Genomic DNA, 15,244 nt, shown 5'->3' with positions numbered 1-15,244 from the left:
CAATTCATAATTCATAATTCACAATTATGATGGTCTCTATGCAGAAGATGTTCCGGATATTTTGAAGGTTTAGGTCCCCGGAGGAGATTCCTCCATGCGGGCACGATGTGCCCTTAGTCGGAATGACAATGTGAGGACGATGGAGTTCCTGAAATTATGAATTGTGAATTGTGAATTATGAATTGGTAATCGTGAATTGTGAATTATGAATTAAACAAAGCTGTTTTCAGAAAGGAAAAAACTGGTTTATAGTCGAATTATTATTAGTTCGATATTTTGTGAGCGGGGAGTAGAGCATGAGACTGAATCCTTTGCTGATGGAAAAGCTGGCGGGGGCGGAGGAATACGCGGCCGGACGGGACCTGGAAGAAATCGGTGCGGTGAAGACGGCGGAAGAGGATAAGGGAATGATCCGCTATACCGTGACGGACCAGGGCCTGCATTCCGTGACGCTGACCCGGCGCCTGGTGATTCACTGCGACTGTGACGTATTCCTGCATAAGGGATGCTGCAGGCACGCGGTGGCGGTATGGCTTTACGCGGATCGCCGGAAGGTGCCGGAAAGCATGATGAAGAAGCAGGCTCCGGATACGGCGGCCGAGCTTACGGATATGATCCTGCGGGAGATGCCCGCCGAAGCAAACGTCCGGCTGGAAGTGACCCTTGTGCTTCCACAGAAAGCGGGGCAGGAACTGCGGGTCGGCCTGCGGACCGGTGAAAAGAAGCTCTATGTGATCAAGGATATCCGCGGATTCCTGGCGGCGGCGGATGAGAATGAGGTCCTGCCGCTGGGCAAGGACTTTACCTATCAGCCTGAGTGGATGCGGTACACGGACGATGATATGCGCGTGCTGGACATCCTGCGGAAGCTGTGCTCCGTGCAGGAGCCGGGAAGCCGGGCGGCGAATCCGGCGGCTAACCGGCTGATGCGGCTGCCGGATCCGTTTGCGAAGGAAATGCTGGACCTGGACGGAGACACGGTGCTGCGCATCATGGACCAGAGCGGTAAGATTGTCCACTGCAAACCGCTGCGGGGTGTTCAGGTGCCGGTACACTTTACGGTGAACCTTGGACCGCGGGGACTGCAGGTGAGCGGAAAAATCCCGCCGGATCTGCAGCCGGTAACGGCGGACTGTGCCTGGGTAATGACCGGCGGAAGCCTGATCCGGACGGAACGGGAACAGACCCGGCTGATCCGGCTGATCTATGAAAACCAGTATGAGGGCCGCAGCCTCATGGAATACCCGCTGGAGGATACGGAGCGGGTGATCGGCGAGGTGCTGCCGTACCTGAAGATCCGCGGCGCGGTGGAAATCGGGGAGGAACTGCGCCAGCGGCTGGTCCGCCTGCCGCTGAAGAGCGAGGTTTACCTGGATAAGGACGGAAAGAGCGTGATCGCTTCCGTCCGGTTCTCCTACGGGGAGATTGCGCTGAATCCCTTCGGCGTGGAAAAGAAGAAGATTACCCTGGATAAGGGAGAACAGCTGCTGCTCCGGGACGCGGAAGGGGAGCACCGGGTACTGGATATCCTGGCCAATGCCGGTTTCCGGGTCGGGCGGGAGAATATCCGCCTGAGCGGAACGGATGCGGTCTTTGATTTTGTCGGCAAGGGCGTCAAGCGCCTGCAGGAAGTCAGCGAGGTTTTCCTCAGCCGTGACTTCAAGCGTATTGTACCCCGGCGGCCGATCCTGTCCGGAAGCATCCGGATGAACGGCGACCGGCTGGAGCTGATGCTGACCCGGGACGGCGAACCGGTGGATGAAATCCTGGAACTGATGGAAGCCCTGAGCCGGAAACGGCGGTACTTCCGTCTCCGGACCGGGGAATTCCTGGACCTGAACGACCTGGCCAACTGGCAGGAGACGGCCGCGGGTATCTACGAGGCCGCGGTACGGGACGGCAACGAGCTGAACCGGGATACGATCGTACTCCGGGCATACCGTGCGGGCTACCTGACCAGCATGCTGGAGAACAGCGGCGTCAAAATTGAAATGGACGAGCAGGTGAAAGCCCTGTCCGAGACGCTGGCGAATGGCGGCGGGGAAACCGAGGCGCCGGAGATGGCTTCGGGCCTGAGCCTGAGGGATTACCAGAAGCGCGGCTATGAATGGATGGCCGGGCTGGATAAGATGCACATGGGCGGTATCCTGGCGGACGAGATGGGCCTGGGCAAAACCGCCCAGATTATCGCGCTGATGCTGGCGGCCCGGGAACCCGGACGGACCAGCCTGGTGGTGGCGCCGACCTCCCTGACCTATAACTGGCTGAGCGAGTTCAGGAAGTTCGCTCCGGACCTGAGCGTGACAGTGCTGAGCGGAAACGGAACGCAGCGGGCAGGCTTAATCCGGCATATTACCCAGAACAGCGATATGGACGTGGTGATCACCAGCTATCCGCTGATCCGGAGAGACATTACCCTGCTGAAGGATTATCCTTTCCGTTTTGTAATCCTGGACGAAGCGCAGAACATCAAGAACGCCGGCAGTGTGGCGGCCCAGGCGGTGAAGCAACTGCAGGCGGATACCCGCTTTGCCCTGACCGGTACGCCGATGGAAAATGGAGTCGGCGAACTCTGGAGTATCTTTGACTTTGTGCTGCCGGGTTATCTGCCGGGCTACAATACCTTCCTCCGGAAGTACCAGGACGGCGAGAACGCCGAAGACCTGCTCAGGCGGATCCAGCCTTTCCTCATCCGCCGTCTGAAACAGGACGTGCTGGAAGAACTGCCGGACAAGACGGAAACCACCCTGACGGCACGAATGACGCCGGAACAGGAGAAGATTTACCGGGCAGCCCTGGAACGCCTGCGGCCCCAGATCAACAAGCTGCTGGAGGAAAAGGGCGCCGGACGGGGACGCATCGAGGTGCTGAGTGCCATTACGGAACTCCGGGAAATCTGCTGTCACCCCTCGCTGGTGATGTCCGATTACCGGGGCGGAAGCGGCAAGGAAGAGATGCTGCTGGAACTGATGCCGGAGATGATTCGCAGCGGCAGGCGTATCCTGCTCTTCAGCCAGTTTACCAGCATGCTGAAGCTGCTGCGGACCCGGCTGGAAGACAGCGGATTCTCCACCCTTTACCTGGACGGCGATACACCGGCCGGAGAACGGCTGTCCATGGTGGACCGCTTCAATGAGGGCGAAGGACAGATCTTCCTGATCAGCCTGAAGGCGGGCGGTTCCGGCCTGAACCTGACAGGCGCGGATATGGTCATCCTGTACGATCCCTGGTGGAATCCCGCCGCGGAAGAACAGGCGACGGACCGGGCACACCGGATCGGCCAGGAGAAAAAGGTGACTGTCATCCGGATGGTGACCGGCGAAACCATCGAGGAACAGGTGGTGGAACTGGGCGCCCGGAAGAAAGCGCTGTTCGAGCGGCTGATCACGCCGGGAGAGACGGTACTGAGCGGCATGAGCGAACAGGAAATAAGGGCGTTGTTCGAATGAATTCGAACAGACGCCAATGATATATTTTCCGAAGGCCGGACAGGCCTTCCGCAAATATGAAATATTGAGTCTGCGACTCAATGTGAAATATCCTTCGGATATGAAATATTCGTCTTCGACGAATGTGATATAGTGTAAAACTTGTGATCCGGCAGGAAGGAAAATACAGATATATTCGTTTGTTAACCGGGAGCATAATGGGTCCTGTTAGGGGAAAGTATATCTCATTATGCATTATGCATTATGAATTATGAATTGATCTGCAAACTTCTCACGTCAAAGACGTGCAGAAGTTTGCAGAGAGCTGCTCTTTGTGGTATAATTTATAAGATTTGTGATTGTCCGGAAGGAGGGGAAATCCATGGATAAGAATCCAAATACCGAGGGACGCCGTGCGGTTTCCCGTGCCACTAAACTGCGCCGCAGGAAGATCCGGATGAACTTTATTCTCCTGGCCGGTTTTGCCGCGCTGATTGCGATCGTGATCCTGGTTACACCGAAGGAGCCGACCCGCCGCGCGACCTATTCCATCGGAACGGAATCCGGTCTGGTCGGGGACAACACTGGCGAGGTCATTGGTGCGTACGATGGACTGGTGATCAGTGAGATCATGTCCTCCAACAATACCGCTGTGACGGACGAAAACGGCAAATATGCCGACTGGATTGAGATCTGGAACAGTACGGATCATATTATCAACCTGGAAGGTCTGGGCCTGAGCGATCGGGGAGACCGGATCAAATTCCTGTTCCCAAATATCAGCCTGGAAGCTGACGGCCGGGTGGTGGTGTTCTGCGACAATACCAACCAGGCTAATGTCAATCAGGCACTCCACGCCAAATTCAAGCTTTCCAGTGCCATTGAGACGGTATATCTGTACGATCAGAACGCTTACCTGATTGACAGCTGCAAATATCCGATCATGACCAGCGATGAAAGCTACGCGCTGACGGTGAATGGATTTGAAGTGGTTTCCTGGTTCAGCCCCGGTTATGAAAACACCGAGGAAGGCAACCGGATGTACCGGGAGAGCATCTCCGTATCCGACGGTTCCATTGTCATCAACGAGGTGATGGCGGATCCGATCACCGGCCTGCGGGATGATGACGACGAGCTGTGTGACTGGGTCGAGCTTTATAACACTACAAACCGTGAGATTTCCCTGGCGGGCCTGGGACTGAGCGACAATGAGGGTAAGCCGCTGAAATGGCGCTTCCCGGATAACGCGACAATCCCGGCCAACGGATACTATATTGTGCTCTGCACCGGCAAGGACCGGATGGACCGTGTGAAGAACGCACCCCATACCAATTTCAAGATCAGCGCGGAACGGGAGACCATTGTCCTGGCGGACAGCCAGGGACATGTGCTGGACCGCATCATGATTGATAACCTGCCGCTGGACTGCAGCTGGGGCCGGAATGAATACGGACAGATGCAGGTGTTCCAGACGCCGACGCCGTCCCTGCCGAACAACCGGAGCGGTGAGATCCAGATGGATATCAACCTCCGGGCAATGAACAAGACAGGGGTCTATATCAGCGAAGTGATGGCCAGTAATGACTCCGTGCAGGTGTATCCCAACAGCGCCGTGGGCGATTGGGTGGAGATCTATAACTCCGGCAGGGAGACAGTGGACCTGTCAGGCTGGGGATTAAGCGACCGGCTGGATCACGGAAGAAAGTGGCAGTTTCCGACCGGGACTTCCATCAGCCCGGGAGAATACAAGGTGGTCATGTGCGACAGCGCGAATGATAAAAACACCAATCAGGAGCCGCATGCCGCCTTCAAGGTCGGAAAGCTGAAAATGGAAACCATAACCCTGACAGATCCGACAGGCAGAGTGCTGGACAAGGTAAATCTTCCGGAAATGAGAACGGATGTATCCTACGGCCGCACCCCCGGAATGGCAGGGCTTTTTTATTATGACACGCCAACGCCTTTGCAGCAGAACGGAAACGGATTTACCGGCTATGCCGAAAAGCCTTCCTTTACTGTGGAACCGGGGCAGTATTATTCCGCCATTTACGTGGAAATCAATATTCCGGAAGGCACCCAGGTTTTCTATACGAAGGACTGTACGACGCCGACCCAGAACTCCATCCCCTATCACGCGGGCGAACGGCTGGAGGTCAACAATATTTCCGTGCTGCGGGCCAGGGCTTATGCTACCGGCGACAAACGCCCCAGCGACGTGATCACCGGAACATACCTGGTTAACAAGTTCCACACCCTGCCCATTGCCTGCATTGTGACAGAGCCGAGTAACCTGGATGATCCGGAAAACGGTATGCTGACCATCGGGGAAAACATCAACAAGGAAAAACTCCCGTTCAAGAACTCTGTTTACCGTAAGGTGAAAAACTCCGGACAGGACTTTGAATGCTACCTGGAGATATACGACGACGCCGGAAACAAGCTGATCAGCCAGGGTGCTGCCTTCTCCACGATGGGTGACTACTCCCTGGATATGCCGCAGAAGAGCTTCAAGTTCCGGGCCAAGAGCCTGTACGGGGAAAAGACTTTCGCGGCCAAACTGTTCCCGGATCGCGAGTTTACGGAATACAAGGGACTTGTCCTGCGTAACAGCGGTAACGACAGTATGTTTACCCGCCTGCAGGACGGCTTCCAGAGCCGGCTGATGGATTACTGTAATTCCACGGTGGCACACCAGGCCTGGAAACCCTATATTGTTTATCTGAACGGTCATTACTGGGGCAATATGAACCTGCGGGAACGGACTGACCGGTTCATGCTGGCACAGCATGAGGGTCTTCCGCTGGATATGGCGGACAAGATTACCCTGCTTCAGGGCAGCGGATCCAGGAAGTACGGTTCCAACAAGGAATACAAGGCGATGGTCAAGAAGATCAAAGCCGGTAATCCCGCGAAGAATGACGAGGACCTGCAGTACATCCTGGATAACGTGGACGTGGATAACCTGTTCGAATACCTGGGATTTGAAATGTTCTTCGGCAACAGCGATATTGGTAACACCCGGTTCTACCGTTTCGATATGGACGGAAGCAAGTGGAAATGGGTGCTGTACGACGTAGACTACGGTCTGTACGATTCCGGATTCAACAGCCCCTGGAGCTATACCAAGGCCAAGGGTATGGGCCAGAAGGGAATTGACAATACCATTTTCCTGAAGCTGCTGAGCGTTCCGGAGTACAAGGACAAGTACCTGACGGTTTACGGAAAGATTTTCCAGACGCTGACTACCGAAGTGATGGAAAAGAAGCTGGATGAGCTGGTGGCGCTGATTGAGCCCGAGATGAAAATGCACTGGGATTTCTGGGGCCCGCAGAATGATAAAGCCGTTATCTTTGACGCGCCGACCACTGCTGAGGGTGCTTACCGCTACTGGGAGTCCCGTGTAAACCGTTTGCGGAACGTAATCCGGAAGCGACCCACAAGACTGTGGGAGTTCACACAGGAAGCGTTCAACCTGACGGATGACCAGATGAATCATTATTTCGGACCGAAACCGGAAATGCCGGCCAATGCAATCTGATTCGAAGCTATAATCCATTTCAAGGAGGGAATCCCCAATGTTTATCTCAACTGCCTATGCCGCGGGAGTCAAATCAATCCTGAAGAATGATGCCAGCCTGAGCGATTATTTTCTCAGCCAGTTTGAGAATCTGACGCCCTGGAAGATCATCATCGGCCTGGTGATGGGCTGCATCGTCGGCCTGATCATTGCTTTCGTGTATAAACGCTGCTACCGCGGCGTGCTGTACAGCCCGACCTTCGCCATGACGCTGATGATGCTGACGCTGATTACCACGCCCGTGGTTATGTGTATCAAGAGCGATATCGCGCTGAGCATGGGTATGGTGGGTGCCCTCAGTATTGTGCGTTTCCGTACTGCAGTGAAGGATCCCATGGACACGGCCTACATGTTCTGGTCGCTGACAATGGGTATATTGCTGGGAGCGGAACTGTATGTACACGCCCTGGCGGTTGTGCTGGGCATCAGCGTGATCCTGATCGCCATGACCTTCATCCGCTTCCGCAATCCGAACTCCTATCTGCTGGTGGTTCACTATGACGACTATGCCGAGCAGGAAATCACCCAGCTGCTTCGTCGCACTGTCCGTCAGCGGAAGCTGCGCAGCAAGACCGTGACCCGTTCCGGTGCGGAAATGACCGTGGAAGTCCGCCTGGACAGCAAGCAGGACCTGGTCAGCGCTGTGCTGAACATCGAAGGTGTGCATGACGCAACCCTGGTGGCATGCCAGGTGGAAGCAGGCACCTGACCTGAAAGGTCAGTGCCTGAAAATTCATAATTCATAATTCACAATTCATAATTATGGATTGCCTGAAGCAGATCACGAAGAATGAATGCGATTCTAATTCATTTTTCATCAATTATGATCTGAAAACAGATACAATATGAACCAGCCCGCAAGGGAAAGGTATAGTATCTCAATTATGAATTATGAATTGTGAATTATGAATTAATAAACATGGAGAGGAGGGATTCGCGGTGTCTATGAATACACTTCCGCTTCGGCATGAGTTGAAGTACTTTATCAATGAGCGGCAGTATTTTGTGCTGTCCGGCATTCTGGACGGGATTCTGAACCGCGATCCCAACGGAGACGAATATAACGAATATCATATCCGCTCCCTGTACTTTGACACGGTGTTCAATAACGCGTTTGTCGACAAGATCAGCGGCGTGCAGAACCGTGACAAATACCGGATCCGGATTTACAACTTCACTGATAAGGTGATCAAGCTGGAATGCAAGACGAAAGTCGGCAGCCTGATTTCCAAACGAAGTATTACCATTCCGAAGCTCCTGTGCGAGCAGCTGATGGCCGGAGACCCGACCGGGCTGGAAACCACACGCAGCGGCCTGCTGAACGACGTGTTCCGGGAAATGACCGTGAACCTGCTGCGGCCGGTGGTACTGGTGGACTACGTCCGGGAAGCTTATCTCCATCCTGCGGAAGAGGTGCGGATCACCTTTGACAAGCAGCTGCGGACAGGACTCTGGAGCAAGGATCTTTTCAATCCCTATGTACCGACAGTTCCTCCCTTTGATGAGAACCTGATGATCCTGGAAGTCAAGTATAACAAGAGCCTGCCTTCCTATATCCGCGATATCCTGAATACCTATTGCCAGGGTGCCCTGCCGAGCGCAATCAGTAAATATACCTGGTGCCGCCGGTTTGAGTTCCCCGGGGAGGAATAAGCTGTATGCGCACGACCTGTGTTAGGACCTTTATTTCGCTGATTCTGGTACTGTCCGTATTGCTTTCTGCGGGTATTGCATCCGCGGAAAAAACCATTACGATCACTTTCACAGGTGACGTGACGCTGGGCGGAGTGGCGAACGAGCAGGGCAGGCCGGACAGCTTTGACAACGCGGTGAAAGATAAGGGGTATGATTACTTTTTCTCGAATTTCCGGGAAATGTTTGAGCAGGACGACCTGACAGTAATCAACCTGGAAGGCCCGCTGACGGACAGCGGGGCAAACAAGTCCAGCAAACTGCACGTTTTCCGCGGCAATACAGAATATGCAAAGATCCTGGCACAGAGCAGCATTGAAGCGGCGTCCCTGTCCAACAATCACGTGGGTGATTACGGCAAACAAGGGGAGGCCAATACCAAGAAGGCGCTGGAAAACAACAATATCAAGTGGTTCCAGGATTATACCTATTACCTGTATGAAAAGGACGGAGTGCGCATTGCGTTCTTCGCCCTTCAGAATTCCGTACTCTATACACAGCGGGCGAAGTTCCTGAAGAAGATCGCCGAGGCCCGGGAAGTGGATAAAGCGAACGCCGTTATTGTCTGCTGGCATACGGGCACGGAGTACAAGCGTTACCATGACGAAGATACAGAGCGGAAGGTCACCGGGCTGATCAAGGACGCGGGTGTTGATCTGATCATCATCAATCATCCCCACGTTGCCCAGGGCATGGGTGTGATCAACAACCGGAGCGTGTTCTATTCGCTGGGTAATTTCGTGTTCGGCGGCAACCGGAACATCCGGACCGGCAAAGTGCCGAAGGATCCGCTGGCCATTTCACTGTATGGATTGGTGGTTCAGGCAAAACTGACCTTCAGCAACGAAAACCAGTACCTGGGCCAGCAGATGACGGCTTACCCGGTGTTTACCACCAGTTCGAACCCGGATTACCAGCCGGAGGGCGAACTGACCCAGAAGCTGCTGTTTCCCAACGACTACCATCCCATGCGCCTGACGATGAAGCAGGCACAGGCAGTCTACGAAATCATGAAGCAGGATACGTCCATCGAGCTTCCGCCGATGACGGAGAAGGACGGCAAAACAGAGATTGTTTTCCCGTACCTGCCTTCCTTTGACGGCGTTATGATTCCGGAAAACGATGATACAGTCGACAAGGCCGGGGCGCCGGGAGCACCGAGCGCAAAACCGACCAGAGAGAAAAAGAACAGTACAGGCAAGTAAGGAAGGACAGGAAACAATGAGCGAAACAAACGAATCTTTGATTCCGAAATGGCACAGGGAACTGGAACTGTTCAGCGGGATCAAGCCCCTGCTGATCCTGGAAGGCAATGTGCTGGATCAGTACCGCTATCCGCTGAAAGGCTCTGTGGAGCAGGATGAAATCATCCCGCTGAGCCGGTATCTGCACACTTTCTTCTCAGACAACGGATATGACCAGGTAGTGTTCTACAGCAACCTGGTCGGTTTTATGAGTCCCTATGATCCTTCCATGCTGAACCGTTTCGCCGCGGCCACGGGAACGACCATCAAGGACGGCGCAATCCAGGCGGAATTCAAGGGCAACGGTGCGGACACCGCGCCCAACGTGATCCGCCGGGCCATGTTCCAGCGCAAGGCTGCCACGGTTACTGTGCTGGAAATGGCCAGCCATTACATCACCACACCCGAGCGTATGGACCAGCAGGATGTGAACAGCTTCAATATCCTGATGCAGAGCGCTCTGAGCGCTTCCTGGGTCCGGACGACACAGGGGAAGAAGCAGAACCTGCTGATCCTGCTGGTGAACAAGCTGAACGACCTGCCGGCCTGGTTCTACCTGAACAACCCGGTCTGCAAGATTCTCCGGCTGGAAGCCCCGGACCGGGAGGAACGGAAGCGGATGATGACCGGCAACAACTTTGCCGGGTTCTTCTCCGGCACTGTCTACCGCCGGGATCTGCCGTACTATACCGAGCATCCGGACGAACTGGAACGGATCAAGGAGCGCTTCGTCGGCCTGACCGAAGGCATGACCTTTACTGAACTGGACGAGATGCGGCTGCTGTGCAAGAAGGAAGAGATTCCGATCAAGGATCTGTGCACAGTGGTGGATCTGTATAAATACGGCATCAAGGAGAATCCCTGGAGCCGCCTGAACATGGAAAGCCTGAAGACGGCCAAACAGGACTTTGAAAAGCGGATTAAGGGACAGGATACCGCCCTGGAGCGGACGCTGGACGTGGTCAAGCGTGCCGTGACCGGCATGAACGGCGTCAATTCCTCTTCCGCCGGCAAGCCCAAGGGCGTACTGTTCTTCGCCGGACCCACCGGTACCGGTAAGACAGAAACCGCCAAGGCCCTGGCAGAAAAGCTGTTCGGCGATGAAAGCACCTGCATCCGCTTTGACATGAGTGAATACGGCCAGAGCCATTCTGACCAGAAACTGATGGGTGCACCTCCCGGATATGTGGGATATGAAGCCGGCGGTCAGCTGACCAACGCGGTGAAAAAGAATCCCTTCTGTATCCTGCTGTTTGACGAAATTGAAAAGGCCCATTCCTCCATCCTGGACAAGTTCCTGCAGATCCTGGAAGACGGCCGGATGACCGATGGACAGGGGAATACGGTCTATTTCTCCGAGACGATCATCATCTTCACCAGTAACCTGGGTATCTACGTCAAGGACGCTTTCGGCAACCGGGAGCCCAATGTGACCATGGATATGCCTTATCCGGAAGTACAGACCAAGGTCCGTTCCGCCATTGAGGACTACTTCAAGCTGGAACTGGGACGGCCTGAAATCCTGAACCGTATCGGCGAAAACATTGTGGTGTTTGACTACATCCGCAGGGACGCTGCCGAACTGATCCTGAAGGCCCAGGTGAACAAGATCATCAGCCGGCTGCGGGAGCAGAAGAATATCTGCATCCGGATCGAAGACTTCGCCTATGCGAGCCTGCAGGAAGCCGCCACCTTTGACCTGTCCAACGGCGGCCGCGGTATCGGCAACCAGGTGGAAAGCCTCCTGATCAACCCGCTGAGCCGCTGGCTGTTTGACAACGGAGTTTCCGGAGACGCGGACATCGTAATCGAAGGCTTCAACACGACGGCCAATCCGCCGAGCGTGATCTGCCGCAGGGAGGAGGCCGCTGAAAAATGAGTGATCAGTACAACAGCCCCATGGACCAGAATGAGTTCATGAAGCGGATGAAAGCCATTGCCTCGGATCTGTGGGGAGGCGTGATGCCGGTAGCCACTACAGAAGCGCCTGCCGCTGCAGAACCTGCCCAGCCCAAGCCGGCTGTGAAGGAAACGGAAAAGCCCGGCACGGAGATTAAAAACCTCTGGAAGACCGCGGATGAGTCCATTGACTGGACGGACGCGCTGTCCCACAGCACACCTGCGGACGGACTGACGTCCCTGAAGATGTGGTCCTTCTATCATAAGCACGCGGAAAAGGTGCTGGCCGGAGACCTGGACGCCTATACCGAAGTGCTGCAGAAGGCCAATCCGCTGGGTGAACTGACGGACTACGCTGAGAACATCAGCATGCGGGCTATGTCCGCCTCAAAGCTGGAAAGCACCTTCATCTGCAAGGCCGGGTACATGGAGAAGAACCGGAAGCTGTATCTTTCCGCCATGGGCCTCCGGATTGCCCGGGACCTGCTGGCCTGCCTGCCGGTGGAGGAAGTGACCGTGAAGGGCGAGTACGCGGGAGAAACCGTGTTTACCGCCACGTATCCGCGGCTGCAGCTGCTGCATCGGAATTTCATGTTTGTGGATCCGGTGGAACTGTCTGCGGAGTGCGGTGCCGAGTTTAAGGGGATTTAAGAGAAATATGAAAAGGAGCGGAATGAATTCTGCTCCTTTCTTCGTCTTGCGGACGTAGTAAGGGATACCCGCAACCTCAATGGTCGTGACTCTCCGCTGGAGAGATTACTCCCTTTCGGTTGACCTTACCTCTGACGGAATTTCAGCCACTGGCTGCCCTCAGAGGTTCGCCCTCCAATCGCTTCGCTCCGTCGGAATGACAGCCTTGCCGGACACAATGGAAATGTATACGTGATGGGGAACAAACACAGCGTCCTGGATTCCGGGACGCTGGTTTCTTTGTGAAAGTATATATAATTATGAATTGTGAATTGGATTGTCAGCTTTTACGTTTCAGGAACCAGTCGCACAGCAGCACCAGGCCGCCGCCAAGCAACACCAGACCGCAGAAAAGAGCCACAGCAGGGCCTGTCAGCGGGACCAGGAAGAAGATGTGTCCCAGCAGCAGGAAGGCCAGTGTAAAGGCTCCTGCGGTCACCAGCAGCAGGGCGCGGCGGAGATGATTAAGGGGCAGGCAGGCGCGGATCAGCACGATCCAGCAGATGGCGCCGGCACACAGGGTGGCCAGGGTGCTGCACAGCTCATGGGACCAGCCGGCCCAGGTCATGGCCATGGAGATCGAGGCGCAGCAGGCGGCGGCAATACCGCCCGGCAGTGCACGGTAGAGCACCGTGCGCAGGAAGTCTCCGCGGATCCGTTCTCCGCTGGGTTCCAGGGCCAGCACAAAGCCGGGGAGACCGATCATCAGGGAGGAGATCAGCGTCAGCTGGATGGGCTGGAAAGGATAAACAGCGGGCAGAACCAGGATCAGCAGGCTCAGCAGGAAGCTGAAGATGGTCTTGGTCAGGAACAGGGAGGCGGCCCGGGTGATGTTGTTGATGACCCGGCGGCCTTCCAGCACAACGTCGGGCAGGACGCTGAAGTCTGAGGACAGCAGCGTCACCTGGGCGGAACTGCGGGCTGCGTCCGCACCACCGGCCATGGCGATGGAACAGTCAGCCGTTTTCAGGGCGGGAATATCATTAACGCCGTCACCGGTCATGGCCACATTGTGGCCTTTACGCTTCAGCGCCAACACCAGCTCCTTTTTCTGCTCCGGGGTAACCCGGCCGAAGACGGTATAGCGGTCGCAGGCATCATCCAGGTCTTCCTCGGTTTTCAGGGAAGAGGCGTCCACGTACCGGTCCCAGCCGGGAATGCCGGCACGGCGGGCAATCATGGAAACGGTGATGGGGTTATCGCCGGAGATGATGCGGATATCCACGTCCTGCTCCCGGAAATACCGGAGGGTTTCATCCACGACGGGGCGCAGCTGGTCCGATAGGACACAGATGCCGCAGATGGTTTTGAAGGGTGGCAGGGATTCGGCGGAGACCAGTCCCTGGCCTTCCACCAGCACCAGAACCCGCTTGCCTTCCGCGGCGTATTGTTCCACCCGCTCCCGGAGCTCCGCGGGGTAGCGGTCGCCGAGGACGAATTCCGGCGCGCCGAGAATCAGCATGGTGCCGTCATAGAAGGTGGCGGCGGATTTCTTGCGCTCAGAGGAGAAGGGGAGCACGTCCCGGGGTTTTTCATCGGCAGGCGTGATTTTTGCCCGCAGTGCGTTCAGCGTGGCGCTGTTCTCGTCAAAGACGCCCAGCAGCCGGGAAAGGGACTTTTCTGTTTCCTCCCGGGTGCATTCTACACCTTCCACGGTTTCCAGTTCCATGGTGCCGGTGGTCAGGGTGCCGGTTTTATCCAGGCACAGCACGTCCACCCGGGCCAGGGTTTCAATACCGGAAAGCTCCTGCACCAGGGCGTTGCGCCGGCCCAGCTTGACCACGCCGACGGCCATGGCCACGCTGGTCAGCAATACAAGGCCTTCCGGGATCATACCGATCATGGCTGCCACAGAAGAGGGAACGGCCTCCGCAACGGGAATATGACGGAGCAGCAGCTGTTTCAGGAAGAGCAGCACGCCCAGGGGAATCAACACCATGGAGTCAAAACGGATCAGCTTGTTCAGGTCCGTCATCAGGCGGGAAGCGGGACGGGTATCCTTCCGTGCTTCACAGGTGAGACGGCCCGCATAGCTTTCATCGCCCACATATACCTGCTGGGCAAGGAGCCTGCCTTCCACTATATAGGAGCCGGAATAAAGCCAGCTGTTGATCTGCTTCGGAACGGCGTTGCTTTCTCCGGTCAGCAGTGATTCCATGGCGGCACCGCTGCCGTCCACCACCACGCAGTCGGCAACCACCTGGTCACCGCCCCGGAGGACTATCAGGTCGCCTTCTACGGTGGCTTCCTTTTCCAGGATGATTTCCTTACCGTCACGCAGGACGTGGACGGAAGGGGCGTTCAGGAGCTTCAGGGAGGCAATTGTTTTCCGTGCACGGTATTCCTGTACGGCGCCGATCAGGATGTTGGCAAACACCACGAAAAGGAACAGCATGTTCCGGTAACTGCCGACCAGCAGCAGACACAGCGCCAGGGACAGGTTCAGCAGGTTGAAAAGGGTCATGGTATGGTTCAGCAGGATCCGGGGCAGACTCAGGTTATCCGGATCTGTCATCTGGTTTCCGCGGCCGGCCCGGAGCTTTTCTTCCGCCTGCGAAGCAGTCAGTCCGGTGGGGTCTGTAAAGGCAAAATCACCGGGAAGTTCGCAGGGCAGGGTAAGATCTTTTCGCATGGAATTCCTTTCTGAAAAAACCGTGAAAAAAAGGCTTGCTTTTTTACATCCGGTATGATAGAATACGTCCGTTGTCGCAAGA

8 protein-coding genes are annotated in these 15,244 nt (G+C 55.7%); 7 read left to right on the top strand and 1 reads right to left on the bottom strand.

What is annotated here, in order from left to right:
- Positions 1 to 296 precede the first annotated feature (296 nt).
- The 7 genes from JYE49_RS06140 to JYE49_RS06110 all read left to right on the top strand — a co-directional run bounded on the left by JYE49_RS06140 (position 297) and on the right by JYE49_RS06110 (position 12,491).
- The gene (locus JYE49_RS06140; protein WP_093958577.1) at positions 297 to 3,449 is read left to right on the top strand and encodes a DEAD/DEAH box helicase; all 3,153 of its coding nucleotides are present in this window, start codon (positions 297 to 299) and stop codon (positions 3,447 to 3,449) included.
- Between the two features lie 361 nt (positions 3,450 to 3,810).
- On the top strand, positions 3,811 to 6,966 hold the full coding sequence (locus tag JYE49_RS06135; RefSeq protein WP_093958576.1) for a lamin tail domain-containing protein: 3,156 nt from the start codon (positions 3,811 to 3,813) through the stop codon (positions 6,964 to 6,966).
- A gap of 37 nt (positions 6,967 to 7,003) precedes the next feature.
- Positions 7,004 to 7,714, top strand: a complete 711-nt coding sequence (locus JYE49_RS06130; protein WP_093958575.1) for a DUF4956 domain-containing protein — start codon at positions 7,004 to 7,006, stop codon at positions 7,712 to 7,714.
- Between the two features lie 236 nt (positions 7,715 to 7,950).
- Positions 7,951 to 8,658, top strand: a complete 708-nt coding sequence (locus tag JYE49_RS06125) for a polyphosphate polymerase domain-containing protein (RefSeq protein WP_093958574.1) — start codon at positions 7,951 to 7,953, stop codon at positions 8,656 to 8,658.
- 5 nt (positions 8,659 to 8,663) lie between these two features.
- On the top strand, positions 8,664 to 9,902 hold the full coding sequence (locus JYE49_RS06120; protein ID WP_093958573.1) for a CapA family protein: 1,239 nt from the start codon (positions 8,664 to 8,666) through the stop codon (positions 9,900 to 9,902).
- Between the two features lie 16 nt (positions 9,903 to 9,918).
- Positions 9,919 to 11,820 (top strand): AAA family ATPase, encoded by a 1,902-nt coding sequence (locus tag JYE49_RS06115; RefSeq protein WP_093958572.1) that lies wholly within the window; start codon positions 9,919 to 9,921, stop codon positions 11,818 to 11,820.
- Positions 11,817 to 12,491, top strand: a complete 675-nt coding sequence (locus tag JYE49_RS06110) for a hypothetical protein (RefSeq protein WP_093958571.1) — start codon at positions 11,817 to 11,819, stop codon at positions 12,489 to 12,491. The genes JYE49_RS06115 and JYE49_RS06110 overlap by 4 nt, the downstream gene beginning before the upstream one ends.
- 319 nt (positions 12,492 to 12,810) lie before the next feature.
- Here the strand turns inward: JYE49_RS06110 and JYE49_RS06105 are convergent, their stop codons facing one another.
- The gene (locus JYE49_RS06105) at positions 12,811 to 15,162 is read right to left on the bottom strand and encodes an HAD-IC family P-type ATPase (protein WP_093958570.1); all 2,352 of its coding nucleotides are present in this window, start codon (positions 15,160 to 15,162) and stop codon (positions 12,811 to 12,813) included.
- Between the last annotated feature and the right edge of the window lie 82 nt (positions 15,163 to 15,244).

The organism is Aristaeella hokkaidonensis, assembly GCF_018128945.1.
GTDB lineage: Bacteria > Bacillota > Clostridia > Christensenellales > Aristaeellaceae > Aristaeella > Aristaeella hokkaidonensis.
The sequence above is the reverse complement of the archived record's forward strand: the minus strand, read 5'-3'. Positions and strand labels throughout refer to the sequence as shown.

Bases quoted from the DNA above. Each gene is read 5' to 3' on its own strand.
- JYE49_RS06140 (WP_093958577.1), top strand. From the start codon at position 297: ATGAGACTGAATCCTTTGCTGATGGAAAAGCTGGCGGGGGCGGAGGAA.
- JYE49_RS06135 (WP_093958576.1), top strand. From the start codon at position 3,811: ATGGATAAGAATCCAAATACCGAGGGACGCCGTGCGGTTTCCCGTGCC.
- JYE49_RS06130 (WP_093958575.1), top strand. From the start codon at position 7,004: ATGTTTATCTCAACTGCCTATGCCGCGGGAGTCAAATCAATCCTGAAG.
- JYE49_RS06125 (WP_093958574.1), top strand. From the start codon at position 7,951: ATGAATACACTTCCGCTTCGGCATGAGTTGAAGTACTTTATCAATGAG.
- JYE49_RS06120 (WP_093958573.1), top strand. From the start codon at position 8,664: ATGCGCACGACCTGTGTTAGGACCTTTATTTCGCTGATTCTGGTACTG.
- JYE49_RS06115 (WP_093958572.1), top strand. From the start codon at position 9,919: ATGAGCGAAACAAACGAATCTTTGATTCCGAAATGGCACAGGGAACTG.
- JYE49_RS06110 (WP_093958571.1), top strand. From the start codon at position 11,817: ATGAGTGATCAGTACAACAGCCCCATGGACCAGAATGAGTTCATGAAG.
- JYE49_RS06105 (WP_093958570.1), bottom strand. From the start codon at position 15,162: ATGCGAAAAGATCTTACCCTGCCCTGCGAACTTCCCGGTGATTTTGCC.